The 26,053-nt window shown below is 31.0% G+C and carries 20 protein-coding genes and 1 tRNA gene; 10 read left to right on the top strand and 11 right to left on the bottom strand.

Annotation, left to right across the window (positions count from 1 at the left end; translation table 11 throughout):
* Positions 1-16: 16 nt before the first annotated feature.
* Both H0I28_RS00470 and H0I28_RS00475 read right to left on the bottom strand, forming a co-directional pair.
* Complete coding sequence (locus H0I28_RS00470) at positions 17-1,321, bottom strand: AarF/ABC1/UbiB kinase family protein (RefSeq protein WP_218760042.1); 1,305 nt, start codon at positions 1,319-1,321, stop codon at positions 17-19.
* A 6-nt stretch (positions 1,322-1,327) separates the two neighbouring features.
* A complete protein-coding gene (locus tag H0I28_RS00475) occupies positions 1,328-1,984 on the bottom strand; it encodes a TetR family transcriptional regulator C-terminal domain-containing protein (protein WP_218752293.1) in 657 nt (218 codons plus the stop codon).
* A 155-nt stretch (positions 1,985-2,139) separates the two neighbouring features.
* Here H0I28_RS00475 and H0I28_RS00480 point away from each other — a divergent pair, with 155 nt between their 5' ends.
* The 6 genes from H0I28_RS00480 to H0I28_RS00505 all read left to right on the top strand — a co-directional run bounded on the left by H0I28_RS00480 (position 2,140) and on the right by H0I28_RS00505 (position 12,180).
* Positions 2,140-3,234, top strand: coding sequence for a formylglycine-generating enzyme family protein (locus H0I28_RS00480; protein WP_218752294.1), 1,095 nt, complete (start codon positions 2,140-2,142; stop codon positions 3,232-3,234).
* 332 nt (positions 3,235-3,566) lie between these two features.
* Positions 3,567-4,457: a hypothetical protein gene (locus tag H0I28_RS00485; protein ID WP_218760044.1), complete on the top strand. Its 891-nt coding sequence runs from the start codon at positions 3,567-3,569 to the stop codon at positions 4,455-4,457.
* Between the two features lie 36 nt (positions 4,458-4,493).
* Complete coding sequence (locus H0I28_RS00490) at positions 4,494-6,077, top strand: sulfatase (protein ID WP_218760046.1); 1,584 nt, start codon at positions 4,494-4,496, stop codon at positions 6,075-6,077.
* Positions 6,078-6,256: 179 nt separating this feature from the next.
* Complete coding sequence (locus H0I28_RS00495; protein ID WP_218760048.1) at positions 6,257-7,036, top strand: aspartate/glutamate racemase family protein; 780 nt, start codon at positions 6,257-6,259, stop codon at positions 7,034-7,036.
* A 494-nt stretch (positions 7,037-7,530) separates the two neighbouring features.
* The gene (locus tag H0I28_RS00500) at positions 7,531-10,590 is read left to right on the top strand and encodes a TonB-dependent receptor (RefSeq protein ID WP_218760050.1); all 3,060 of its coding nucleotides are present in this window, start codon (positions 7,531-7,533) and stop codon (positions 10,588-10,590) included.
* A gap of 12 nt (positions 10,591-10,602) precedes the next feature.
* The gene (locus H0I28_RS00505; protein WP_218732771.1) at positions 10,603-12,180 is read left to right on the top strand and encodes a RagB/SusD family nutrient uptake outer membrane protein; all 1,578 of its coding nucleotides are present in this window, start codon (positions 10,603-10,605) and stop codon (positions 12,178-12,180) included.
* A 447-nt stretch (positions 12,181-12,627) separates the two neighbouring features.
* Here H0I28_RS00505 and H0I28_RS00510 read toward each other — a convergent pair whose 3' ends face one another.
* Positions 12,628-13,140 (bottom strand): hypothetical protein, encoded by a 513-nt coding sequence (locus tag H0I28_RS00510; RefSeq protein WP_218732772.1) that lies wholly within the window; start codon positions 13,138-13,140, stop codon positions 12,628-12,630.
* A 280-nt stretch (positions 13,141-13,420) separates the two neighbouring features.
* Positions 13,421-13,495, bottom strand: a tRNA-Pro gene (locus H0I28_RS00515).
* Between the two features lie 82 nt (positions 13,496-13,577).
* Between H0I28_RS00515 and H0I28_RS00520 the strand changes: the two genes are divergently transcribed.
* Positions 13,578-14,660 carry a PQQ-dependent sugar dehydrogenase gene (locus H0I28_RS00520; RefSeq protein ID WP_218760052.1) on the top strand — a complete coding sequence of 361 codons (1,083 nt, stop codon included), beginning with the start codon at positions 13,578-13,580 and terminating at the stop codon, positions 14,658-14,660.
* Positions 14,661-14,768: 108 nt separating this feature from the next.
* Complete coding sequence (gene trxB / locus H0I28_RS00525; RefSeq protein WP_218732774.1) at positions 14,769-15,716, top strand: thioredoxin-disulfide reductase; 948 nt, start codon at positions 14,769-14,771, stop codon at positions 15,714-15,716.
* Between the two features lie 76 nt (positions 15,717-15,792).
* Here the strand turns inward: trxB and H0I28_RS00530 are convergent, their stop codons facing one another.
* Positions 15,793-16,239: a KTSC domain-containing protein gene (locus tag H0I28_RS00530; protein ID WP_165732937.1), complete on the bottom strand. Its 447-nt coding sequence runs from the start codon at positions 16,237-16,239 to the stop codon at positions 15,793-15,795.
* A gap of 236 nt (positions 16,240-16,475) precedes the next feature.
* Here H0I28_RS00530 and H0I28_RS00535 point away from each other — a divergent pair, with 236 nt between their 5' ends.
* Positions 16,476-17,249: an RNA polymerase sigma factor gene (locus tag H0I28_RS00535; RefSeq protein ID WP_218732775.1), complete on the top strand. Its 774-nt coding sequence runs from the start codon at positions 16,476-16,478 to the stop codon at positions 17,247-17,249.
* A gap of 56 nt (positions 17,250-17,305) precedes the next feature.
* Here the strand turns inward: H0I28_RS00535 and H0I28_RS00540 are convergent, their stop codons facing one another.
* From H0I28_RS00540 to H0I28_RS00565, 6 genes are all read right to left on the bottom strand, one after another.
* Positions 17,306-18,121 carry a 5'-nucleotidase, lipoprotein e(P4) family gene (locus H0I28_RS00540; RefSeq protein WP_218760054.1) on the bottom strand — a complete coding sequence of 272 codons (816 nt, stop codon included), beginning with the start codon at positions 18,119-18,121 and terminating at the stop codon, positions 17,306-17,308.
* Between the two features lie 229 nt (positions 18,122-18,350).
* Positions 18,351-20,147, bottom strand: a complete 1,797-nt coding sequence (locus H0I28_RS00545) for an acyl-CoA dehydrogenase family protein (RefSeq protein ID WP_218760055.1) — start codon at positions 20,145-20,147, stop codon at positions 18,351-18,353.
* 49 nt (positions 20,148-20,196) lie between these two features.
* A complete protein-coding gene (locus tag H0I28_RS00550; protein ID WP_218599624.1) occupies positions 20,197-20,559 on the bottom strand; it encodes a four helix bundle protein in 363 nt (120 codons plus the stop codon).
* Positions 20,560-20,600: 41 nt separating this feature from the next.
* Positions 20,601-21,791: an acetyl-CoA C-acyltransferase gene (locus tag H0I28_RS00555; protein WP_218760056.1), complete on the bottom strand. Its 1,191-nt coding sequence runs from the start codon at positions 21,789-21,791 to the stop codon at positions 20,601-20,603.
* Between the two features lie 77 nt (positions 21,792-21,868).
* Positions 21,869-24,274 carry a 3-hydroxyacyl-CoA dehydrogenase/enoyl-CoA hydratase family protein gene (locus H0I28_RS00560; RefSeq protein WP_218760057.1) on the bottom strand — a complete coding sequence of 802 codons (2,406 nt, stop codon included), beginning with the start codon at positions 24,272-24,274 and terminating at the stop codon, positions 21,869-21,871.
* A gap of 103 nt (positions 24,275-24,377) precedes the next feature.
* The gene (locus H0I28_RS00565; protein WP_208888610.1) at positions 24,378-24,839 is read right to left on the bottom strand and encodes a MarR family winged helix-turn-helix transcriptional regulator; all 462 of its coding nucleotides are present in this window, start codon (positions 24,837-24,839) and stop codon (positions 24,378-24,380) included.
* Between the two features lie 283 nt (positions 24,840-25,122).
* Here H0I28_RS00565 and H0I28_RS00570 point away from each other — a divergent pair, with 283 nt between their 5' ends.
* Entirely contained in the window at positions 25,123-26,052 is a 930-nt protein-coding gene (locus H0I28_RS00570; protein WP_218732781.1) for an ABC transporter ATP-binding protein, read from the top strand.
* Position 26,053 lies beyond the last annotated feature (1 nt).

The raw sequence follows: 26,053 nt of genomic DNA on the forward strand, positions 1-26,053 counted from the left end.
TAATTAAAAATGGCCTTTATAGCGATTTAAAATTATTAATTTTTATGTCTTTTGCTTTTAAATCGTGCATTAAATTGTACAAACCAAAAAAGGTTCTATTAATATAAATAAAATGCTTAGAGCCTCTGTTTCCGTTCATGTCTTTTAGTTCTGTGCTTTTTGCGTATTTAGCTCCTAAGTCAGAAAGTTTACCGAAGAAAACTTCATCAGAAAAATCGAAAGTTTCTTGGTGAAACGGTTGTGTAAATAAACTTAGCATTTCATGAAACATAGCTCTGAAAAATACGAGTTCTTCGTTGGAATCATCTGCTCTTAATATTTCTAACTGCAATAATTTTTCTTCAAAAAATGTAGGGTTGCCAATATTTTCTTTTTGAGCTAATTCGAAATAGGGTACATAAAAGTCTTCTGGAATGGTTTTCATACAACCAAAATCAATTACAATTAATTCGTTTTCTGGTGATATTAAAAAATTTCCAGGATGCGGATCTGCATGTACTTTTTTTAACTTGTGAATCTGAAACATGTAAAAATCCCATAGTGCTTGACCTAATCTATTAGCAACTTCTTGGTTGTCTGTGTAGAATTCAGATAAATGAACACCATGCATCCAATCCATGGTTATAATCCTATCTGATGATAAATCAGCATAATATTCAGGAAAATTAAGATTAGGAATGTGTTTGCAGGCAGCTACTATTTCTTTACTTTGTTCGACTTCTAAAATATAATTGGTTTCTTCGACTAGTTTATTTTCTACTTCTTTAAAATATTTATCAGAGTCTTTTCCTCTAATATTAAACATTTTAATGGCAATAGGTTTTACCAATGCTAAGTCTGAAGCAATACTTTGTGCAACGCCAGGGTATTGAATTTTTACAGCTAATTCTTTTCCGTCCTTTTCTGCTTTATGAACCTGACCAATACTTGCTGCATTTATAGAAACAGTATTGAATTTGTCATATATTTCATTAGGATCTTTTCCAAAATATTTTTTAAAGGTTTTGGTTACTAAGGCAGGAGAAAGTGGGGGTACAGAGAACTGAGAGAGAGAAAACTTTTCTACATACGCCTGTGGTAAGATGCTTTTTTCCATACTTAACATCTGAGCAACTTTTAAAGCACTTCCTTTTAAGGTTTTTAAACCGTCATAAATATCTTCAGCATTATTTTCGTTTAAACGTGCTTTTGCTTCGTCTTCTGTTTTGGTTATTTTATCTCCATAATATTTTAGATAATTAACCCCAATTTTTGCGCCAGTGGTAACTAATTTAGAAGCTCTCTGAATTTTAGAAGTTGGTATAGAATCTATTGTTTTCATGGGCTTTTAATTAAAGTTTACTTTTTCTTTTAAAATGAATTTTCCAAAATCGATAATGCTTTGTAAAGGTTTAATGTCCATTAAGTCAAAACGAGCGTTAATCGATTTTTCAATAAAAATATCGGTTTTTTCAAAGGATGGAGAAACATCATCTAGCCAAAACTTCATAGTTACTAATAAATGAAACCAAGAGGATTCTTTAATTGATTTGTCTTGGATTTTTTCTAATTTTTCGTGCTTTAAATCTATTTTTTCTATGCCAATATTCTGAACATAGTTGAGGTAGCTTTCTCTTAAATTTTTTAGCGATTTTAGTTTCTTAAAATCTTTTTTACTGTTTTCTAACGCATACACAACATAGCTTCTATTCGCTGTTAATATTTCGAAAAAAGTAAAATAAAAACTGAGTAATTTGTTTCTTGCATCAAAGTTTTCGTAATCTTCACTTTTAGCTAAAATAGTTATGGTGTGATTAAAAAATTCAGAAAAGATAGCTTCTTCAACAGTTTCAAAAGAACTATAGAATTTATAAAAATCAGCTTCATCAAAATTATTTTCTTTTGCAAAACTATATACAGACTTTGGTTGGTGGTTGTTTTCTAAGACAAATTCCATATACCAAGATATTAAATTGTCTTTTGTAATATTTTTCTTTTTTGCCATAATCTTTTGATATTTATGCAAATATACAATTGTTTAACTAATTCTTGGTTTTGTTAAACAATAATTTTGTGTTAAATTAAATTGAGAGATTTAGAATTAAAAGAATAAACATCAATAGATTATCTATATTTGCGTGCAATCTTAATTTATTATTGATGAATTTTAATTTGAAAACAGTATTAATTACCGTACTATTATCAACAGCTTTTTTTAGTAGTTGTGATAAAAAACAATCAGAAAAAGATAAAAAAGAAACCGTACAAATTAAAGCTTTAAGCCAAGACGTTAAAGCACCAGAAGGTATGGTGTGGGTTTCAAGCAAAACTTTTTTAATGGGAGCTAAAGAAGGAGATCAGTATGCGATGCCACGAGAAAAACCTGCTCATAAAGTAGCAGTAGACGGATTTTTTATCGATGCAAAGGAAGTAACGAATAAACAATTTAGAGAGTTTGTAGTGGCAACTAAGTATGTTACTGTTGCAGAAAGACCAATAGATTGGGAAGAAATAAAAAAAGATTTACCTGCAGGAACAGAAAAACCTGCAGATTCAATTTTACAACCCGGAAGCTTAATTTTTAATAAACATGCTAAAGGAATCGTTTCTATGGCGAATTACGGACAATGGTGGAAGTGGCAAATTGGCGCAAATTGGAAACAACCAGAAGGTCCAGGTAGTTCTATTGAAGGGCAAGATAATTTCCCTGTTGTACATGTTGCGCAAGAAGATGCTTTGGCGTATTGCAAATGGGCTAATAGAAGGCTGCCTACTGAAGCAGAATGGGAGTCTGCTGCACAAGGTAAATTTGAAGATAATATCTTTGCTTGGGGAAATAAAGCTGAAGACTTAGATGCGAATGCGAATACATGGCAAGGTAAATTTCCTACAGAAAATATTTCTGAAGATGGGTTTGATTATATTTCTCCAGTAGGATCTTATCCTGCAAATAATATTGGTTTGTATGATATGGCAGGTAATGTTTGGGAAATGACTTCAGACTTATTTAATGTAAAATATTATGAAACTTTAGATCCTTCCGTGGTTTTAACAAACCCTACAGGAGCAGAAAAATCGTATACACCAAGTAATCCGTATCAAATTGAATATGTTATGAAAGGTGGTTCTTTTTTATGTCATGCATCTTATTGTGCGAGTTTTAGAATTTCAGCAAAAATGGGTATGGAGCCTAATTCTGGTTCAGATCATATTGGTTTTAGAACAGTTGCTACAAAAGACATGTTGGCAGAATAATAAAATATTTATAATTTTTAAATTGATTAAAACTCCTTTTTTTGATAAAAAGGAGTTTTTTTGTTTACAATCATTATAAAATATTATTCCGACTAAGTTTCTATAATAAAGGTTAAAATGAATTATAGATAATGTAATTTTTATCTATATTTACGAAAAATTACTAATGAAAATTTAATAAATTAATTGGTTTGTTGAATAAATTCCCCTTATTGTGTGTTTTTGTTAGTGAAAATGTATATTTATAATTTGATGGGGAATTTTATTACAGATCAAATTTTTTAGAGAAAGTAAAATCTGTTTAACTGTTTAAAATTTAATATTAATAAATAATGAAGTTCTTTTTAATTCCCCTAACTTTTATTTTCTTTAGCTATAATTTTATATTTTCTCAATCTCCTTCAGGGTTCCCTAAAGAATATAAAGTATTAGAAGTTAAGCCTTCTAGTACAGATTCCTTTATTAAAGAAGCAGATTCTCCTCATTTAATTGTTTACAATCCAGATGCAAAACAAGGAAAACTATTGTTTTTTATGCCAGGAACTGGAGGTATGGCTCTAAATGGTCCTAAAAGATTTTTTGCAACAGCTGTATCTCAAGGCTATCATGTTATTAATATATCTTACATTAATAGACCTGCTGTGGCTCAAATATGTAGAGGTGAAAACTTAGCAGACAACTCTAAGTGTACATCAGAATTTAGAAAGCAGCGTATTTATGGTGATAACAATTTTTCATTAATAGATGATGAGCCTCAAGACGCAATAGTAAATAGGCTTACTAAGTTATTAATTTATCTTTCTAAAACAGATAAAGCTGGTAATTGGGATGCTTATTTAGAAGCTGGTAAACCAAAATGGAGTAAAATAGCTGTTTCGGGTCAATCTCAAGGAGGAGGAATGGCTGCTTTTATAGCAAAAGAACATTTAGTTGCTAGAGTTATCGATTTTTCTGGTGGTTGGGATTATTCTGCTAAAAATAAAATAGCAAATTGGTATGCAGCAAAAAGTGTAACACCTGCTAACCTTTGGTATGGAACTTATCATACAAAGGAACCTGCGGCAAAAGTAATTAAAGAAAGTTATAAGGCTATGAAGATTCCTGAAAATCAGATTTATTCTTTTGATTTAGCTGTTCCTAAAGGAAGAAAAGCACACTCTAATGGTATTAGAAATACTAATTATGCTGATCAATGGATTGAATTGTTAGGAAAGGCAAATTAATAATTTTATTTTTAAAAAAAAAACACATAATAATAGATGAAAATTTTAAAACTATTTATACCTGTGCTTTTGGTATTTTTTACTTCTTGTTCACAAAAAAGTAATTCCCAAAAAGGTTTAAAAACAGCACAAAAACCAAATATTATTTTTTTATCCATAGACGATTTAAGAACTGATCTTGGTTCTTATGGAAACAAAGAAATAAAAACACCAAATATAGATGCGTTATCTGAAACATCTATGGTAATGCTAAATACACATTCTCAATCAGCAGTTTGTGCATCTTCAAGAGCAAGTGCAATGTTAGGTTATAGACCAGATTCTACAAGAGTTTGGCACTTGGGAGATAAGTTTAGGGAGATAAATCCTGATGCAGTAACAATGCCTCAGTATTTTAATAAAGCAGGGTATTATACCGTAAATATTGGTAAAATTTTTCATAACTATATGCCTGATTCTATTTCTTGGGATGAACCAGATTTAAAGCCTTTTCCGTATAATACAAAAGAGTACGCTAAAAGAGATGCAGAAACCTATTATTATACAGAAGATGCATTAGAAGATCAAAGGGTAAAAAGAGCAGCTTTGCTAGAGCAAAGAAAAGGAAGAGCAGTTTATGGAGATGGTTGGAATAGAGGGCCTGCATTAGAAAGTGCGGATTTACCAGATTCTTTGTATTTTGATGCTATGCAAACAAAATTAGCCTTAAAAACAATTGATAGAATTAAGGATAAAAAAGAGCCATTTTTTTTGGGTCTTGGTTTTTATAGACCTCACCTTCCATTTGTAGCTCCAAAAAAATATTGGGATTTATACCCTGCGGGATCTGTTTCTCCTGCTGCAAATCCAAAGTTACCAAAGAATGTTCCTGTTATGTCTGCAAATGCTAATTATGAATTAAGAGCGTATACAAATCCAACTAAAATTGGTCGTCCAGAAGATGCTTCATTGCCAGAAAAGTATGCAGATTCTTTAAAAAGAGGATATTATGCAAGTGTAAGTTATATTGATGCTTGTGTCGGAAAATTGGTAGAAGGTTTAAAGGAAAGAGGTTTGTATCAAAATACCGTAATTGTTTTATGGGGGGATCATGGATGGAAATTAGGAGACCATAACGGTTGGGGTAAAATGACAAATTTTTATATTGATACACATGTTCCTTTGATTATAAAAGGAGTAAATCAGAAAGAAGGTAAACGTATAGAAGCGCTTTCTGAGTTGGTAGATATATTTCCTACTTTATGTGATTTAACAGGTGTTGATAAAGCAGATTATTTTCAAGGAACAAGTTTGGTTCCTGTATTTGATAATCCAGATTTGGAGTGGAAAGATGCTGTTTTTACTCAATTTAGAAGACGTAAACGTATTTCTAAAGATGGTTATGAATATATGGGCTATTCTATGCAAACTAAACAATATCATTATATAGAATGGTATACTTGGGATAATGATAAAAAGGAGAAGGGGGATTTTGCAGCTAATGAATTGTATGATCATTATAAAGATGCTAATGAATCCGTTAATATTGCAGGTAATGATGAAGCAGCAGCCGTAGTAAAAAGTTTATCGGTGCAATTATCTAAAGGGTGGAAGGGTGCATTGCCTAAGAATAGATTGTAGATATCTTCACTAACGGTTGTGTTTAAAAATATATAGAAATATTAAATACTTTATAAATGGTACTATTCAATACTTGTAAAATTGAAAATCAAAAAAAAATAAATTTAAAATTTAAAAAGTTATTTGTGAAACTTTGTGTTTGTAGTTTATTTTTAATTGTGTCTTGTAATAACTCAAAAATGAATACGCAAGCTGTGATAAAGGAGCCAGTAGAGGAGGTTGTAACTAGTAAAGCCGAAACCAATAAATTACCTCACCAAAATATGAAAAAATTAGGGCTAATAGGAGGTACTTCTTGGCATTCAACCGTTGAATATTATGCTGCAATTAATCAATCTGTGAATGCTTATTATGGTAATAATACAAATCCGCCTTTAACGGTTTACACAATAAATCAGGCAGAAATTCATAGGTTTCAAAAAGAAAATAAATGGGATTCTATAGCTGTTTTATTAACAGAAGGAGCGTTTAGTTTACGTAAAGGAGGGGCTGAATCTGTAATGTTTTGTGCAAATACGCCTCATAAAGTATTTGATATTGTACAAAGTCAATTAGATTTTCCAATTATTCATATTGGTGATGCTACGGCAAAAGCTATTCTTAAAAAAGATGTTAAAAATGTTGGCTTTTTAGGAACAATTTATACAATGGAAGGTGATTTTATAACCAAAAGAATAGCTGATAACGGAATAAATGTTTTAGTGCCGGAAGAAAAGGAAGTACTTATTGAGTTGCAAAGAATTATTGAAGAAGAACTTACGTATGGCGTGGTTAAGCCTGCATCTAAAAGTTATGTGCTTAATGTTATTAAAGGTTTGGAAGATAGAGGTGCAGAAGGAGTTGTTTTAGGTTGTACAGAATTTCCTTTAATGATTTTTGATGAAGATTTAGAAATTCCAACTTTTGATACAACAGAAATTCATTCTATGGCTGCTGTAGATTTTATTTTAGGTAATTAATGCCTTTTAAATTGTAATACAATTTTGGTTTCTATAATTTGCCCTATATTATTTCGTGCTTTACGGAAAAATATAGGGCAAAATATTTTATTAAAAACATGTTCTTTTGAAGTAGCATATATACAAGCTTTATTCAAATTTCTACGTTCTATCTTAATATTAAACTAAACATTATTAGTTTTAATATTTTATCGATTACTTCTCTTTTTTTTTAGTAAAAATAAACACTATATTTTTTTAAATTATTATTGGTAATACATGTTTTTTAAGCATTACCTATGTAAAAAGGGCTTCTCTAAAGCAATACTGATTTTAGTGATATCATCTTTTTTATAAACTTAAATTACTGGTTATTTAGAATTTTATGTTAATTGTTGAGTAATTGCAACAATACTACCCTGTTTTTGAGAATTTCTGAATTTAAATAATTAATAGGTTTGAAGTAACCATTCGTTGTAATGGTAAAACCAAATTATAAACTAATTATTAAATCAATGAAATTAAAACTAAGTGCTTTGTTGTTGCTGTTTTGTAGTTTTATGTCTTTAACGGCTCAAACAACAATTACAGGGACGATATCAGACGAGACAAGTTTAACTCTTCCGGGAGTTAATATTTTGGTAAAAGGGACAGATAGAGGTACAAATTCTGATTTTGATGGAAAGTATTCTATTAAAGTTTCTAAAGGTGAAATTTTACAATTCTCATTTGTAGGTTTTGTAAATCAAGAAGTTGTGGTTGCGGATAAAAACGTAATAGATATTGTCTTAAAAGAAGATGCTCAACAATTAAATGAAATAGTAATAATAGGATATGGTTCTACTACAAAGAAAGATCTGGTTTCTTCTGTTTCTTCTGTAAAAGCAGATGTATTAGAAAATCAACCAGTTGCAAGATTAGACCAAGCATTACAAGGTAGAGCAACAGGAGTTTCTGTAACCTCTAATAGTGGAGACCCAGGTTCTGGTTCTACAATTAGAATTAGAGGTAATAGTTCTATTAATGGAAATAATAACCCATTATATGTTATAGACGGATTTATTGTAGGTACAGATTTTAACTTAAATACTTTAAATGTAAATGATATTAAATCTGTAGATGTTTTAAAAGATGCTACTGCATTGTCTATTTATGGAACAAGAGGTGCTTCTGGAGTTATTTTAGTAACGACTAAAAATGGTACAGAAATTTCAAAAGGAAAACCAAGAATTAGTCTGAATCATTATTATAGTGTGCAGCAAGTAGCAAATGAGGTCGATCTTTTAAACGGAGAAGATTATGTAAATTATATTAATGAGGCAGGGCAATTTAACCCGAACTTAAATAATGGTTTTGGAGGGACCGATCCTACTTTGCCTTTGTTGTTTAGTGAGCCTGGTGAAATTGAAACTACAGATTGGTTAGATATTGCAGCTCAAACAGGTTATGTTAGAAATACAGATTTATCTATAATGGGGAATTCAGAAAATTCTAATTATTATATTTCTGTTAATCATTTTGATCAAGAAGGAATTTTAAAAGGTTCTGGATTAGAGAGAGTTACTTTTAGAACGAATTTAGATGTAAGGCTTTCAGATAAATTTAAAACAGGTATCCGTTTAAATGCAACACATTATAAAAAAGAAAATAATAAAGTCAATTATTCAAGTATTGTCTCTTCAGTTTTACCTATTAGAACTGTCTATGATGAAAATGGAGATTATACAGGTGTAAACCCAATAAGTTCTTCAACGGAAAGAAACCCGGTAGCAGATGCTAATTTAAGAGTGGATCATGATTTAGTTACCAAGCTTATTACAAATGCTTATCTTGAGTATGAGTTGTTTGAAAACTTTAAATTGAAGTCTACTTTTGGTGCAGAAATAACTCATACAAAATACAACGATTATCTTCCGGGAGCTTTACCTGATAGACAGATTTCTAATGGTGGAACGGGATACGCTAATATAGCTACAAATTATGCAAAAAGTATTTTAAATGAAAATACGTTTACCTATGATTTAGGTTTAGAAGATCATTCTGTTAAGTTGTTAGGTGGGTTTACATGGCAAAAGGATACGAATGAAAGCACTGTTTCCCAGGCAGATGGTTTTCCTAATGATGCTGTTTTGTTTAATAATTTAGCTTTAGGTGATGCAACGCTTTATTATGCAAATTCTGGATATGGTCAAAGAACATTAGCTTCTTTTTTAGGTAGGGTAGATTATGGTTACAAAAGTAAATATCTTTTAACTTTAGTTGGTAGATACGATGGCTCTTCTGTTTTTGAAGAAGGTAGCAAATATGCCTTTTTTCCTTCTGTGGGGCTTGCTTGGAATGTAAGTGATGAGGCTTTTTTAGAAGATGTAGATGTAATTGATAAATTAAAAGTTAGAGGTAGTTATGGTATTGTTGGTGAACAAGGAGTAAATTCTTATAATTCTATTGCAACGTATAATAACACTATTAATATTTTTAACGACAATGTTGTAAATGGTGTTCAGTTGGGATCTGTACCAAGTGAAGGATTAACATGGGAAACGACAAAACAGTTGGATCTTGGTTTTGAAGTTAGTTTTTTAAAGGATAGAATTTCTTTTGAAGCAGATTACTATTTAAAAACTACAGAAGATTTACTTTTAGCAAAAGCTTTATCTGCACAAGCAGGAGGTGGTACTCAGTTGCAAAATGTAGGTTCTGTAGAAAATAAAGGTTTTGAATTTTCATTAAACACCATTAATGTGGAGAAAAAGGATTTTTCTTGGAATTCAACATTAACAATATCTACAAACAAAAGTAAAGTTTTAGAGTTAGATGGTAGAGATTATTTAGATTTACAATCTACAGGTAACCAGGGTGGTACTTCTGCAAGACTTATTGTTGGAGAGTCTATGCCAGTTTTTATTGGACTTAAATACTTAGGAACTTATAAAAATGAAGATGAGATAATTGCAGATGGTAGAAAAGGAATGTCTTTTATTGGTGGTCCTAGGTTTGAAAATTTAGATGATAACCCTACCTGGAATGATGAAGATGCTGTTATAATTGGTAGTCCAGAACCAGATTTTTATGGAGGTTTTAGAAATACATTTACTTACAAAGGTCTTTCTTTGGATGTCTTTTTTCAAGGTCAATATGGTAATGATATCTTCAATATAAGAACACAGGCATCTTATTACGGAAGAGGAGAGCAAAATTTAGATTCTAGAGTGTTAAATCGTTGGCAAGAAGGGGTAAATGAAACTTCAGATATACCTAGAGCGGGTGCTTCTACAAGTTTATTCAATCCTAATAGTACTGTTAATATAGAGGATGGTTCATTCTTAAGATTAAAAACAGCTACTTTAAATTATAATCTTCCATTAGATAAAATAGGATTAGAAAATACATTAAGCGCATTTAATGTATATGTAACCGGTACTAACTTGTTTTTATTATCTAAATTTAAATTAGGAGATCCAGAAACAAGTAATTTTAGTGCTAGTAGTGGGTTAGGTTCAGTATCTCAGGGTTTTGCTTCTGGTACTTACCCTTATGCTAAATCTGTTACATTAGGATTAAAAATGGAATTTTAAAAAAATAATAAAATGAAAAATATATTAAAAAATAAAGTTGTTCTAGTCTTACTAGGTTTATTTGCTTTAATTTCTTGTGATGATTTTCTACAAGAAGATTTAAGAGATGCAATTACACCTGGAAATTTTTTCAATAATGACAAAGAGGCAGAATTAGCTGTAAACGGAATTTATAGAATATATCATAATAATAACCTATATGCACAAAGAGGTTTAGATGATTATTACACGCATGGTGCAGATGTTGTTGGACCTAATAGAAATGTAAATGGATCTATACACAATTATTTAATTGCAGAAGGAGTAGCAGACGGAAACGGTGTATGGTCTCAATTGTATGAAGTTGTAAACGGAACAACAGAATTTTTAGCAAATATTGACGGTAATGAAAAACTTACGGAAGCTAATAGAAATCAGGCGGTTGGAGAGTTACTGTTTTTAAGAGCTTTGGCTTTTTATCATTTAACAAATTTATGGGGAGATGTTCCTTATTTTAGAGAAATGTTAAACCCAATTGAGGCTGGAGAATTAGGGCGTTATGATAAAGACCTAATTAGAACAGATATGAAAGCAGATTTAGAAAGAGCGGTAAGTTTATTGCCATCTACATATTCTGGTTCAGATTTAGGAAGAGCAACAAAGTGGGCGGCTTATGCTTTAAAAGCAAAATTTCATTTATTTGATAAAGAGTGGTTATTGGCAAAAAATGCTTGTGATGAGATTATAAACAATTCTCCACATACTTTATTATCTAATTATGCAGATGTTTTTAATCAATCAGATCCTGCTAATTCAATAAATAACGAACACATTTTTATCATCGATTTTAAATCAGATGAGGTTTCAACTACAAGAACCGATGATTATAATCCTCGAATAAGAGATGAGCCTTCAAATAGAAATGATGATGCTTTTGATGAATTTGGAGCACCTGTTTTAAAAACGAATGGTACACAAATGAAAAGATGGGAATACTTTCAAAGTGTAATGTTAGAGCAAGAGGAAGATATGCAGGGTTATGGATGGTCTGTCCCTTTACCAGAATTAGCAGATAAAAATAACTGGCAAGATGGAGATTTGCGTTATGATGCAACTGTAGTAACCGAGTATTTAGGATTTGAACTAGCGTTTCCATATTTCAGAAAAAATTGGAACTTAGATCAAGTGAACTCTTTAAGAGGGAACCATCATGAAAATTATATTGTTTTTCGTTTAGCAGATATTTATTTAATGGCTGCTGAGGCAGAAAATGAATTAAATGGTCCAGGAACTGCGTATTCTTATGTAAATGAAGTTCGTAAAAGAGCTTTTGAACCAGATCAGCCTTGGAGTGGAATGTCTCAAACATCTTTTAGAGAAGCAATGTATGATGAAAGAAAGTTTGAACTTTCTGCAGAAGGACATAGAAAAATGGATTTAATTAGATGGGGAATTTTATTAGATGTGGTTAAAAGTACAGAACATAGAAGTTGGAATAATCCGGCAGCTAATATTCAGTCATATCATGTGTTACTTCCAATACCACAAGCACAAATAATATTGAATGCAAATTTATTAACATCAGATCCTTCTAATAACGGTTATCGTTAGGATGTAAGAAGTTTTTAGTAAAGAGGTTGTTTAAAAAGTTAGTTTCTTGTCATTCTGAATTTATTTCAGATTCTTATGAAGGTTAAACTTCAGTGCGACAGGATTTATTTCTTTCTATACGGCCTCTTTTTTTGGGGAATATTTGTCACTTAATTTTTTAAAATAAAATACCATTTAAAAAGCATGCTTTTTAAATGGTATTTTATTTGTTCAACAGATAGATAGTTAAACAATAATCTCAAACAAAAAGTATAATATCCTTTAAAGTAATTGATAAAAGAAATATAATGAGCCCCTTTTAGAGATAGTTAAAAGTACTAAATGTTAATCTTTGATATTTTAATATTGTTTTTATAAATCTACTTTGTTCGCTAATTGCTTTAAGATTAAAGTTTTTTTAATCAAAAAAACAAAATGAACAAAGAAGTTATCGTTTTTTATTGAAAATTAAAATCGTTTTCCAATACCGATTCCTATGGCCCAAGTACCTAAATCATTTGCACGATAATCGTATAAGACGGTAGGAGAAACATCCCAATGATTTCCAAATTCTATTTCATATTCCAGGCCTGTTCTTATAATAAAAAGATTCTCTTGTTTTTCCAACTCAACACCTGTACCTAGTACTAAAACCCAATTTTTGTGAAACTTATAAAGTGCATCTATAGTTAAAACTACAGGGTACTCCTTTTCAACAAAAAGTTCATGTTCTTTTTCTATTTCAAAAGTTTCAAGTTCTAAATCATTGTGTAAACCCACTCCCCATTTTTCATTAATCCAATATTCTAAATCCAATCCAATAGTAGGTACAATAACAGTTTTATTTCCATCGGATGTAGAGGTGGGAATATATGTATGGCTTAATACGGGGCTAACTCTAAAGTGTTTAAAGTGATTTTCTTGTGCGGTAGTAATAAAACTAATAAAAGTAAATACGATTATTAAAATGGCTTTTTTCAAAATTATTTTTATTTAGGCAGCAAAAATAACTATAAAAATAAATGCCAAATATGATATATGTTATTTTTTAAGAAAGATTTAGAAAATATTTAAATTGCTGTAATGTCAATTTAAGTCTTTAAGTAGTATCCTTTGTTGATGGAGTTTCTTAAACTGAGAGGGCGATTTTTGTAAGAAGTTATAATTTCGACAACTTTTAGACTTGATTCAATTTTCGATTTGATTTGTAGTTTTTGTAAAATAAAAAAGCAGAATATTTTAAAAAATATTCTGCTTTTTGTCGGGGTGGCAGGATTCGAACCTGCGACCTCCTCGTCCCAAACGAGGCGCGATGACCGGGCTACGCTACACCCCGAAAATTGATACATCAATTTGCGAGTGCAAATATAGAATAATATTTATATATTTAATGAAAATTTAATTTTATTTTTAAAAAAATGAAGCAATCTATTTATTTCTTTTTCGTCTATTTTAGTTTTATTGTATTTGGGTTTTCTCAAAGTAAAGAGTATGAGTTAATTGTGCCTAATTTAACAAATCCTTGGGGTTTTACTTTTTTACCGGATAACGCTATGTTAATTACAGAGAAAGAAGGAAAGCTAATTCATTTTAAAGATGGAGTAAAAACAGAAGTAAAAGGTGTTCCAGAAATTTACCTGAGAGGTCAGGGGGGATTTTTAGATATTGAGTTGCATCCTAATTATCAAAATAATAATTGGATTTATTTTACCTACGCATCATCCGAAGGAAAAGGAAGTGGTGGAAATACCAGTTTAATGAGAGCAAAATTAAAAAACAATCAATTAATAGATAAACAGGTCTTATACAAAGCAAGTCCTAATTCTTCTAGAGGACAGCATTTTGGTTCTAGAATAACTTTTGATGAAGAAAACCATGTTTATTTTAGTGTAGGAGATAGAGGAAATAGAGATGAATATCCGCAAGATATTACAAAAGATGGCGGAAAAATATATCGGTTAAATGATGATGGTACTATCCCTAAAGACAATCCTTTTGTAAGTGTTAATAATGCAAAAAAAGCAATTTATAGTTATGGACATAGAAATCCACAAGGGATGGAAGTGAATCCAGAAACAAAAGAAACTTGGTCTCACGAACATGGTCCGAAAGGAGGAGATGAAATAAATATTATTAAAATTGGTAAGAATTACGGTTGGCCTAAAGTGAGTTATGGTGTTAATTATAGTGGCACTAAATTTACAGATAATACTTCTTTGCCGAATATGGAAAACCCCATTTATTATTGGACACCCTCTATTGCACCAAGTGGTATGGCTTTTATCAACAGTGAAAAATATGGTAAATGGAACGGTAATTTATTAATTGGTTCTTTAAAGTTTCAATATTTAACAAGATGTATTTTAAAAGGAAATAAAGTTTTTAAAGAAGTAAAAATGCTTAAAGATATCGGGAGAGTCCGTTCTATAGAACAAGGTTTAGATGGTTTTATATATGTTGGTGTAGAAAATTTAGGGATTATTAAATTACTCCCAGAATAATATTTCAATTTTATAAACTTATTTTTCCATTGTTAAAACTTATAAACAATCGTGTTATAAAGGAATAAAAAAGAATATTTTTGTTATCCATAATCAAATAAATTTAAAATGTCAGATACAATAGAAAAAATAAAATGTTTAATTATTGGTTCTGGTCCTGCCGGTTATACCGCAGCAATATATGCAGCTAGAGCAGACATGAAACCTGTAATGTATACAGGAATGCAAATGGGAGGGCAATTAACAACTACAACCGAGGTTGATAATTTTCCGGGATATCCAGAAGGTACAGATGGTACTGCAATGATGACAGATTTACAAAAACAAGCAGAACGTTTTGGTACAGAAGTTCGTTTTGGTTTGGTAACAAGTGTAGAATTAAGTGACAAAGTTGGCGGAATTCATAAAGTTATTGTGGATGAGTCTAAACATATTGAAGCAGAAACCATAATTATTTCTACAGGAGCTACTGCAAAATATTTAGGTATAGAGAGTGAGCAGCGTTTAATTGGTGGTGGAGTTTCGGCTTGTGCTACATGTGATGGTTTTTTCTATAAAGGACAAGATGTAGTTGTTGTTGGTGCAGGAGATACTGCAGCAGAAGAAGCTACATACTTATCTAATATTTGTAGTAAGGTTACTATTTTAGTTCGTAAAGATTTTATGAGAGCTTCTAAAGCGATGCAACATAGAGTTAATAAAACTAAAAATATTGAAGTTTTATACAACACAGAAATAGATGAGGTTTTAGGCTCTAATGTAGTAGAAGGTGTAAGAGCAATTAACAATCAAACAAAGGAAACTACGGATATTGCAGTTACTGGAGTTTTTATTGCAATTGGTCATAAACCTAATTCAGATTTGTTTAAAGGTGTTTTAGATATGGATGAAACTGGGTATTTAATTACTAAAGGGAAATCTACAAAAACAAATTTACCAGGAGTCTTTGCAGCTGGAGATATTCAAGATAAAGAATACAGACAAGCAGTAACTGCCGCAGGTACAGGTTGTATGGCAGCTTTAGATGCAGAGCGTTATTTAGGTGCTTTAGAGTAGAGTATTTTAAATAGAGCATAAAAAAAGAGATTACATTAAAATGTAATCTCTTTTTTTGTTTTTATAAGAAAAGTCTTTAAACAGTTACAGAAGCTTTCATAGATTTTCTGTAAGTAAAAGAGTTAAAAATATTTCTTTTACCAAAGTTGTTCATTGATTTCGCATTTACAAATTTTCCAAAAAGTATTTTACTAACACCAAAGTATTCGTATTTATTACCATCTGTAAAAGTTACTTCTAATAACATACTTTTGTGATGCCAGTCTGCAACTTGAAACTCTGTAATAGTTGTTTTATAAGCATCTAAATTAGCTGCTTTAGTTTCTGGAGCTATACTTACTAAGAAATGATACCCATCTATAATTTGAGTACTCATAAGATCTGCTTCCTCCTTTTTAGCGTCATCGGTAAATTTATCTGGATGCCATTCCTTAACTAAACCTCTATAAGCTTTCTTTAAATCTTTTAAATCTATAGGACCTTCTACTTTAAAAAGTTTTTTATATTCTTTAATACGTTTCATTCGTGTGTTTTCAAATTGCGTGCAAAAGTATTGATATTAAATGGATTATAATGCAATAAAAGTTTATTAAATTATAAAGAGAGTTTTTAAAGGTTTAATTTCTTTTAATTAGAACAAATTTATCGCTCCCTAAGACAGTTCTTTTTTATTGTTAAAGTTGATAGTTAACTGATTTTTATCATTTTATTACCAGGTTTTCTTTCGCATCTTTAGAGATATCTTTAAAGTATTTTATTATGAAAACGAGCATTTCTTATTTCGAAACCAAAACCGAATTTCGTCTGTTTGTAACGAAGTCATTTTCAAGTTTAGTAAAATTAAAAAAGGAAGAAAAACAAATCGATTTTAATCAATTGGTTTTAAAAATTTTACCTGAAATTAGAAAGTATGTAAATCAAAGATTAAATACAGCGATAAAAAAAGGTCACTTTTCTAAAAAAAAATATAAAGCAGATGATATTATAGATCAACTTTTTATTACTATTTATGATACTATTGATGAAGTAGAAAATGAAGGTGATTTCTATTTATGGTTGTATAAAAAAACGAATGATTTATTAGAAGACGTTATTGTTGAAGAAGAGTTTAATGAATTGTTTTTCAAAAACATTGATGATTATTCTAAACCAGATTGGGATGAAATGCAAGAAGAATTTAGCATAGACGGAGAGGGAGATTTATTACTGTTAGAAGAAATAGATGATGTTACTTATTCAGATAACGAATATAGCTTAGATCATGTATTTGTAGAAGATGATGAGAAAGATTTGGTAGATAAATTAGATACACAATTAGGGGAAGATAAGGTGAATGCACATATAGAATTAGTACTGCACAATATGCCTGTTGCGATGCGTATTGTTTTCTATTTATTTACAAATCAAAAATTAAAAATAGAGGAAATTGCAGAAATACAGAAAAAGTCAATTCCAGAAATAGAAAAACTTCTAAGTGATGCTAAAAAAGCAATACAAAGAAGTTTGTTTAATAGATATTCTGTATCTGATTAATATTTTAAAACGGAGGTTCTTAAATCACTTTTTATACGATTGATAAAAAAATCAATTTAATAAGAAGTGATTTTTTTATGACGAATAGAGTCTTTTTGAGAATCGGTCCAATTATAGTTTCCTTCATAAATACCTTTTGTTTCCCAATCTCCATACATTGGGTTTGGTAAAACAATATATTTATTCCCAAAAGAAGTATGTAAACTATCAGTGTTTTTATTCCTCTTATCAGTAGTGCTATTTTCGAATATTGATGAAAAGTCAGATAAATTATCACCTAAAAGCAATACTATTTCATGTGTTTTATTAACAACACTTCTTCTGGTGATTTTTTCGCTACTGTTCGTTTTTAAAAGTACATGAGTTTCATCGGCATAAGGGAAGCCTTTTAATTGTAGGTTTTCGATGGTTTCTTTTGTCTGTACTGCAGATCTGTTAGAGATGTAAAATATGGTTACATTTTTAGTTTCAGCGTATTTAAAAAAAGCGAGTGCTCCTGGTATTGCATTTGCTTCTTTCTGTGCTACCCATTCTGCCCATCGATCTGATGTGTAGTTTTCATCTAACTCAATTTGTTTACCAGAATACGGACTGTTGTCTAAAAGAGTTTCGTCTATATCTGTTACAATAGCTATTGGCTTTTCAGAATCATTATTGGCAAGAATTTGATCTAATCTAAGTTGTGCCAAATTATATGCTTGGTAAGTTAACGCTTTGTATTCTGCAGCATTTTGAACCCATAATAAAGATTGTATGGTATGCTCTTTAATAGGAGTATTATTTATAGTTTGTTGTTTAATTGTGGTAATCTGAGTTTTACATCCTAAAAAGATGAATGCAGCAAAAAGGAAAAAAAATATTTTATTTTTCATTATTAATTATGTTTTGTAAATACTAAAGTACTTCAAAATTAATATAATTTTAATTATTCTATGAATGTTTAGGGTATAAAAAAACCATCAAAAAAAATGATGGTTTTTACAACAAACAACTAATTTTTAACCTAAAAGTAAGATTAATTTTTTATTATATAATGATAGTCAGTTGAGTTTGAAGAAGAATTTGAAAACTTCGACAAACTCAATTTGACATCAAGAGTTTTTAGAAGCAGTATTTATTTTCTGCTTTTACTTTTTCTGCGATTTCGTTTCGTAAATCTACAATATCTGGGTAGTTTTGGTATTTAGTAAAACGTTTTAATCCCATTAACATCATACGTTGTTCATCTCCTTCGGCAAAAGAAATAATACTTTCTTTCCCTTTTTCTTCAATAATATCTACTGCATGATATAAATATAATTTAGACATTGCAATTTGAACAGACTGTGCTTCTTTGCTAGTACGTTTTACATTTTTTTCTGTTCTTAAAATGGCAGATTCTGCCATGTATATTTCAATTAAAATATCTGATGCAGCAAGTAATAATTGCTGATGTTCTTCTATTTCTGGACCATATTTTTGAAGTGCTGCACCGGCAACCATTAAAAATGTTTTCTTTAGTTTGGAAATCATCAGTTTTTCTTCAGAAAATAATTCAGAAAAATCAGGAGTATCAAAAGAAGGAATTCCCATTAAGCTATTTGCAACTTCTGTTGCAGGGCCTAATAAATCAACATGACCTTTCATCGCTTTTTTAATAAGCATTCCTACAGAAAGCATTCTGTTAATTTCGTTAGTTCCTTCGTAAATACGAGCAATTCTTGCATCTCTCCAAGCAGATTCCATTGGGGTTTCTTCAGAGAATCCCATACCTCCAAAAATTTGAATTCCTTCGTCCGCACAATTTTGTACATCTTCAGAAACGGCTACTTTTAAAATAGAACATTCAATAGCATATTCTTCTACACCTTTTAATTCTGCTTCTTGATGTGTGTTTCCAGCTTCTACTCTTAACGCAATTCTATCTTCAATATCTTTAGAAGCTCTATAAGTTGCAGATTCGCCAACATAAGAATTCGTTGCCATTTCTGCTAATTTTACTTTAATAGCACCAAAATCTGAAATAGGAGTTTTAAATTGTTTACGTTCGTTTGCATATTTTACAGCATGTGTAACAATTCTTCTTTGAGAGTCTAAACAAGCAGCAGCTAATTTAATTCGCCCAACATTTAAAGCATTCATGGCAATTTTAAAACCTTCCCCACGTCCTGCTAACATGTTTTCTACAGGAACTACAGTATCATTAAAAAATACTTGTCTTGTTGATGAAGCTCTAATTCCTAATTTATGTTCTTCTTCTCCTAATGTAATTCCATTAGGGTTTTCCTGATCAAATTCAACAATAAAACCTGTTATGTTTTTATCACCTTCTATACGAGCAAAAACGATCATTAAACGACAAAAACCTGCGTTTGAAATCCACATTTTTTGTCCATTAATTTTATATGATTTTCCATCTGCAGACAATTCAGCAGTTGTTTTACCAGAGTTTGCATCCGATCCAGCGCCTGGTTCAGTTAAGCAATAAGCTCCAAACCATTCTCCAGTAGCTAATTTTGGAACATATTTTTGTTTTTGTTCCTCTGTACCGTATAAAGTAATTGGCATAGTTCCAATTCCCGTATGTGCACCAAAAGCAGTACTAAAAGAACCTGTTCCAGAAGAAATATAATCGCAGGTTAAAACCGTAGAAACAAACCCCATTCCTAAACCCTCATAAGCTTCAGGAACTGCTACTCCTAAAAAACCTAATTCACCAGCTTTACGCATTACTTCTTCTGTAAGTGCGTAATCTTTTGCTTCAAAACGTGCTTTATGAGGAATAATTTCTCTGTCATTAAATTCAGTAACAGCCTCTTTCATCATTTGTTGCTCTTCAGAAAAATCTTCTGGAGTAAATATATCTTCACAGTTTGTTTCCTTAACAAGGAATTGACCACCTCTTAATAAATCTGCCATATTTTTGTTTTTTTTAGATTATAGAAGAAAGAAAATAGAAAAAAGACCATTATTGGAGGTTCCTTTGAAATCCCATAGTCATTCGTTGGAATTCTTCTATTTTTTCTTCAATTTTTTTTAAATTAATTTCAGTAATATACTGCCTATGTTTTGCTACTAATAGTTGAGTTCCTAATTCAAAAGAAGAGCCTAAAGAAATATCTAAGAAATGACTGAAAGATTTATTCGTTCTAGAAGAACCTTCAGCAATATTACTTGGCATAGACACAGAACATCTACTTATTTGTGAACTTAAATCATATCTTTCATGCTTTGGAAAGTTTAATAACAAGTCAGAAATATCATTTGTAATCTCTAAACCGAGTTTCCAAATTTTTAAATTCTTGTAATTATGTCTTTGCTTAGCACACATCTATTTATCTCTTATCTTTTTTCTTTGTTCTCTTTTTTATTTTATGAAAGAAATTCAAAAACACCCGCAGCACCTTGTCCTGTACCAACACACATTGTAACCATTCCGTATTTGTTTTTCATATCGCGTTTACGCATTTCATCAAATAACTGCACAGATAATTTTGCTCCTGTACAGCCTAAAGGATGTCCTAATGCAATGGCTCCTCCATTAACATTTACAATGTCTTGGTTTAAATCTAACTCACGCATTACTGCTAAAGACTGAGAAGCAAATGCTTCATTCAATTCAATTAGCTCGATATCTTTTTGTTGTAAACCAGCTTGTTTTAAAACTTTAGGGATTGCAGCAACAGGCCCAATTCCCATAATTCTTGGTTCTACACCCGCAGCAGCATAATTTACTACTCTTGCAATTGGTTCTAGATTTAATTCTTTCACCATTTCTTCACTCATTACCATAACAAAAGCAGCACCATCACTCATTTGTGATGAGTTACCTGCAGTTACACTTCCACCAGCAGCAAAAACCGGACGTAATTTATTTAAAATAGCTGTTGAGGTTCCTGTTCTTGGACCTTCATCTTTATTTACGGTATACTTTTTTGTAGCTTTCTTTCCGTTTGCATCTAAATAAGTTTCTTCAACTTCTATAGGTACAATTTGGTCTTGAAAACGGTTTTCTGCTTGCGCTTTTAAAGCTTTCATATGAGAATTAAATGCAAATTCATCCTGATCTTCTCTAGAAACTTTAAATTGGTTTGCAACTGCTTCAGCCGTGTTTCCCATTCCCCAATAATAATCTGCATGACCAGATTTAATGGTGTCATAATTCAATTCTGGTTTAAAACCTGTCATTGGAACCGAACTCATGCTTTCTGCACCTCCGGCAATAATACAACTCGCCATTCCTGCATTAATTTTAGCTGCTGCCATGGCAATTGTTTCTAATCCTGAAGAACAGAAACGGTTTACAGTTACACCAGGCACATCCACAGAGTTTAATCCTATTAAAGAAATAAATCGTGCCATGTTTAATCCTTGTGCTCCTTCTGGCATTGCATTACCAACCATAACATCATCGATGCGCTTTACATCTAAATTTGGAATTTCTTTCATCATGTGCTGAATGGTTTCTGCACCTAATTCGTCTGCTCGTTTAAAGCGAAAAACACCTTTTGGAGCCTTTGCAACGGCAGTTCTATATGCTTTTACTATATATGCTGTTTTCATTTTTTCTTGATTTTTAGATTATTGGATTTTCAGATATTTAGATTTCAAACAATCGAGAAATCTAACGTTCTAATAATCTAATTTCTTAATGGTTTTCCAGTTTTTAACATCGCTTGAATTCTCTCTAACGTTTTTCTTTCCGTACAAAGTGATAAAAACGCTTCTCTCTCTAAATCTAATAGATACTGTTCTGTAACTAAAGTAGGTTCAGATAAATCTCCTCCTGCCATAACATAGGCAAGTTTATTGGCAATTTTCATGTCATGTTCAGAAATATACTTAGAATGTTCCATAGAATCTGTTCCTACTAAAAACATACCTAAAGCTTGTTTTCCTAAAACTTTTACATCTGTTCGTTTAACAGGTTGAGTATAACCACTTTCTGCCATTAATTTAGCGTGTGCTTTTGCAGTTGCTATTTGTCTGTCTTTATTAACAACGATTACATCTTTTCCTTTTTGAAGTAAGCCTAAATCGAATGCTTCATACGCAGAAGTAGATACTTTTGCCATACCGATGGTTAAGAAATTTTCTTGTAAAATGTTTAGCTCAACATCTCCTTTTTGAAAAGAATCAGATGCTCTTAAAGCCATTTCTTTAGAGCCACCACCACCAGGAATTACACCAACTCCAAATTCGACTAATCCCATATAGGTTTCTGCTGCTGCCACAACTTTATCTGCATGTAAAGAGATTTCACAACCACCACCTAAAGCCATTCCGTGCGGAGCAGAAATAGTTGGAATAGATGAATAACGCATGCGCATCATGGTATCTTGAAAATATTTAATGGCATAATTTAATTCATCATATTCTTGCTCCACAGCCATCATAAAAATCATACCAATGTTTGCCCCAACAGAAAAGTTTGCTGCTTGGTTACCAACAACCAAACCTTGAAAATCTTTTTCTGCTAAATCTATTCCTTTATTAATTCCGGCTAAAACATCACCACCAATGGTATTCATTTTAGATTGGAATTCTATATTTAAAATTCCGTCTCCAATATCTTCTATAACAACACCAGAGTTTTTAAAAACTTCGTTTGATTTTCTAATGTTATCTAAAATAATAAAACCATCTTGACCCGGTTTTTTAGTTTGAGATTTCTTTGGAATATCATAAAAATAAGTAGCGCCTTCTTTTACTGTATAGAATGATGAAACTCCATTTGCTAACATTTCTGTTATCCAAGTTGCAGGTTTTGCTCCTTCAGCTTTCATTAACTCAATCCCTTTTTCTACACCAATTGCATCCCAAATTTCGAAAGGACCATTTTCCCAACCAAAACCAGCTTTCATTGCATCATCAATCCTGTAGAGTTCATCAGAAATTTCTGGAATTCTATTTTGAACGTACGCAAACATTGCAGAAAAGTTCTTTCTGTAAAATTCACCCGCTTTGTCTTTTCCTCCAACTAATATTTTGAAACGGTCAATTGGCTTATCAATCGTTTTCGTAAGTTCTAAAGTTGCAAATTTTGCTCTTTTAGAAGAACGATATTCTAAAGTATCTAAGTCTAAGGTTAAAATTTCTTTTTTACCTTCAGCATTTACTGTTTTTTTATAGAAACCTTGTCCCGTTTTACTTCCCAACCATTTGTTTTCCATCATAGTGTTGATGAAATCTGGAAGTTTAAATAGATCATGAGCTTCATCATCAGGACAGTTTTCATAAATTCCGTTAGCAACGTGTACCAAAGTATCTAAACCAACAACATCAACAGTTCTAAAAGTAGCAGATTTTGGTCTACCAATAACCGGTCCTGTTAATTTATCAACTTCTTCAACAGTTAAGCCTAATTCCTTTACTTGATGGAATAAAGATTGAATACCGAAAATTCCAATCCTATTCCCAATAAAAGCAGGAGTATCTTTTGCTAAAACAGAAGTTTTACCTAAAAATTTTTCTCCGTACATCATTAAGAAATCAGTAACTTCTTGTTTACAATCTGGACCAGGAACAACTTCAAAAAGTTTTAAATATCTTGGAGGATTAAAAAAGTGAGTAACCGCAAAATGCTTTTGGAAATCTTCACTTCTTCCTTCATTCATGAATTTTATAGGAATACCAGAAGTATTAGAAGAAATAATAGTACCTGGTTTTCTGTATTTTTCTAGTTTTTCAAAAACTATTTTTTTTATGTCTAGTCTTTCTACAACAACCTCCATAATCCAATCTACATCAGCAATTTTTGCAATATCATCATCTAGATTACCTGTGGTAATTCTGTTTGCAAATTTTTGATTATAAATAGGAGATGGTTTAGATTTTAGGGAAGCTGTGAGTGCATCATTTACTAAACGATTTCTTACAACTTTGTCTTCGAGGGTTAGTCCTTTAGCTTTTTCTTTGTCGTTTAATTCTCTTGGCACAATGTCCAATAAAAGAACTTCAACTCCAATGTTTGCAAAATGACAAGCAATTCCGCTTCCCATAATTCCAGAGCCAATGATTGCTACTTTTTTAATTCTTCTAGTCATTTGTTTTTAAAATTTTTTGACGTATGATTTAAAAAGAAATAAGATGTAAGACTTTTGTTTTCAGTCTAATTATCTCAGGTCATTCAGTCTTTAGTCAATTTTGTTATACTGCTTTATTTTTGTTGGCATTTTCGTAAATATCTTTGTCTGCAATTAGTTTGTTAATGGTAGATGTTACTTTAAAAAATCCTGCTAAATCTTCTTCAGAAACATTTTCCATTACGGTTTCATTAAACTGTATTACATACGCTTTAGATATTTTACGCATTTCTTTGCCATACTCAGTTAATTTGATGATGACACTTCTACCGTCATCTGGGTTTTTCTCTCTAGAAATAGCACCTTTATCTTCCATCGTTTTTAATATTCTAGAAAGACTTGTAGGTTCCATTCCCATTAAAGGGCCTAAAGCTGTAGATGGTGTACCGTTTAGCTTGTCTATATTTAATAAAACAAATGCGGTAGCCATTGTACTATCATGTTTTACGGCCTGCTCGTTATACACTTTAGCTACTGCTTGCCAAGTTGCTCTGAGCTCATGATCTATTGATTTTAGTTTATTCATTATGTCAAATATATAAAAATTTATTATGCATGCATAGTAAATTTATAAAAAGTTATGCGTGCATAGTAAATTTTAACAAATAATTTAGCGTTTTTAAGGCCAGAAACTTATGTTTCTAGAGTTACATTTTATAATTATTATCTAAAAGGAGATCTTTTGTTTTAATTAATTGAAGTCTTTTTAAATTATATTGTAACGTTTTATCAAGTTTTTATACTAATCTTTTTAAAATATGTAAGTTTGTGATTACTGAGAACTTTCAGAAAAAAATTATTAAGAGGCAATGAAAAATTTATTAGAAGTTAATAATGTTGTAAAAAATTATGGTGATTTTAGAGCATTAAATGATGTTTCATTACATATACCTAAAGGATGTGTTTTTGGATTATTAGGTCCAAATGGAGCAGGAAAAACATCTTTAATTAGAATTATAAATCAAATAACAATGCCAGATAGCGGATCTATTATTTTAGATGGAGAAGTATTGGCACCGCATCATACAGCACAAATTGGTTATTTACCAGAAGAACGTGGTTTGTATAAATCTATGAAAGTAGGGGAGCAAGCCTTGTATTTAGCACAATTGAAAGGATTGAGTAAAGCCGAAGCGAAAAAACGTTTAAAATATTGGTTTGATAAATTTGATATTTCTGCTTGGTGGAATAAGAAAATTGAAGAGCTTTCTAAGGGAATGGCACAAAAAGTTCAATTTATTGTTACGGTAATGCACAATCCTAAATTATTAATTTTTGATGAACCTTTTTCTGGGTTTGATCCTATAAACGCGCAATTAATTGCCAAAGAAATTTTACAACTTCGTGACGAGGGTGCAACCATCATTTTTTCGACCCACAGAATGGAATCTGTAGAAGAAATGTGCGATGAAATTGCTTTGATAGATAAATCGAACAAAATTTTAGACGGTAAGTTAGACGATATCAAGCGTCAGTTTAGAACGCATACGTTTCAAGTTGGCCTGCATACGGAGCATCCTAAAGAAGTAGAAGCGAAATTAAAAGAGAATTTTGAGGTTTTTCCATCAAACTTTAAATTATTGAATGATAGTTTAACCATGAATATAAAATTAACAGAAGGGAATTCTGCAAACGATTTGTTATCATTTTTAACAAGTAAAGGAGAAGTACAGCATTTTGTAGAATTGATACCAAGTGCAAATGATATTTTTATTCAGGCAATAAATAAAAACAGTTAAG

This window comes from Polaribacter sp. AHE13PA, from assembly GCF_019278505.1.
GTDB lineage: Bacteria > Bacteroidota > Bacteroidia > Flavobacteriales > Flavobacteriaceae > Polaribacter.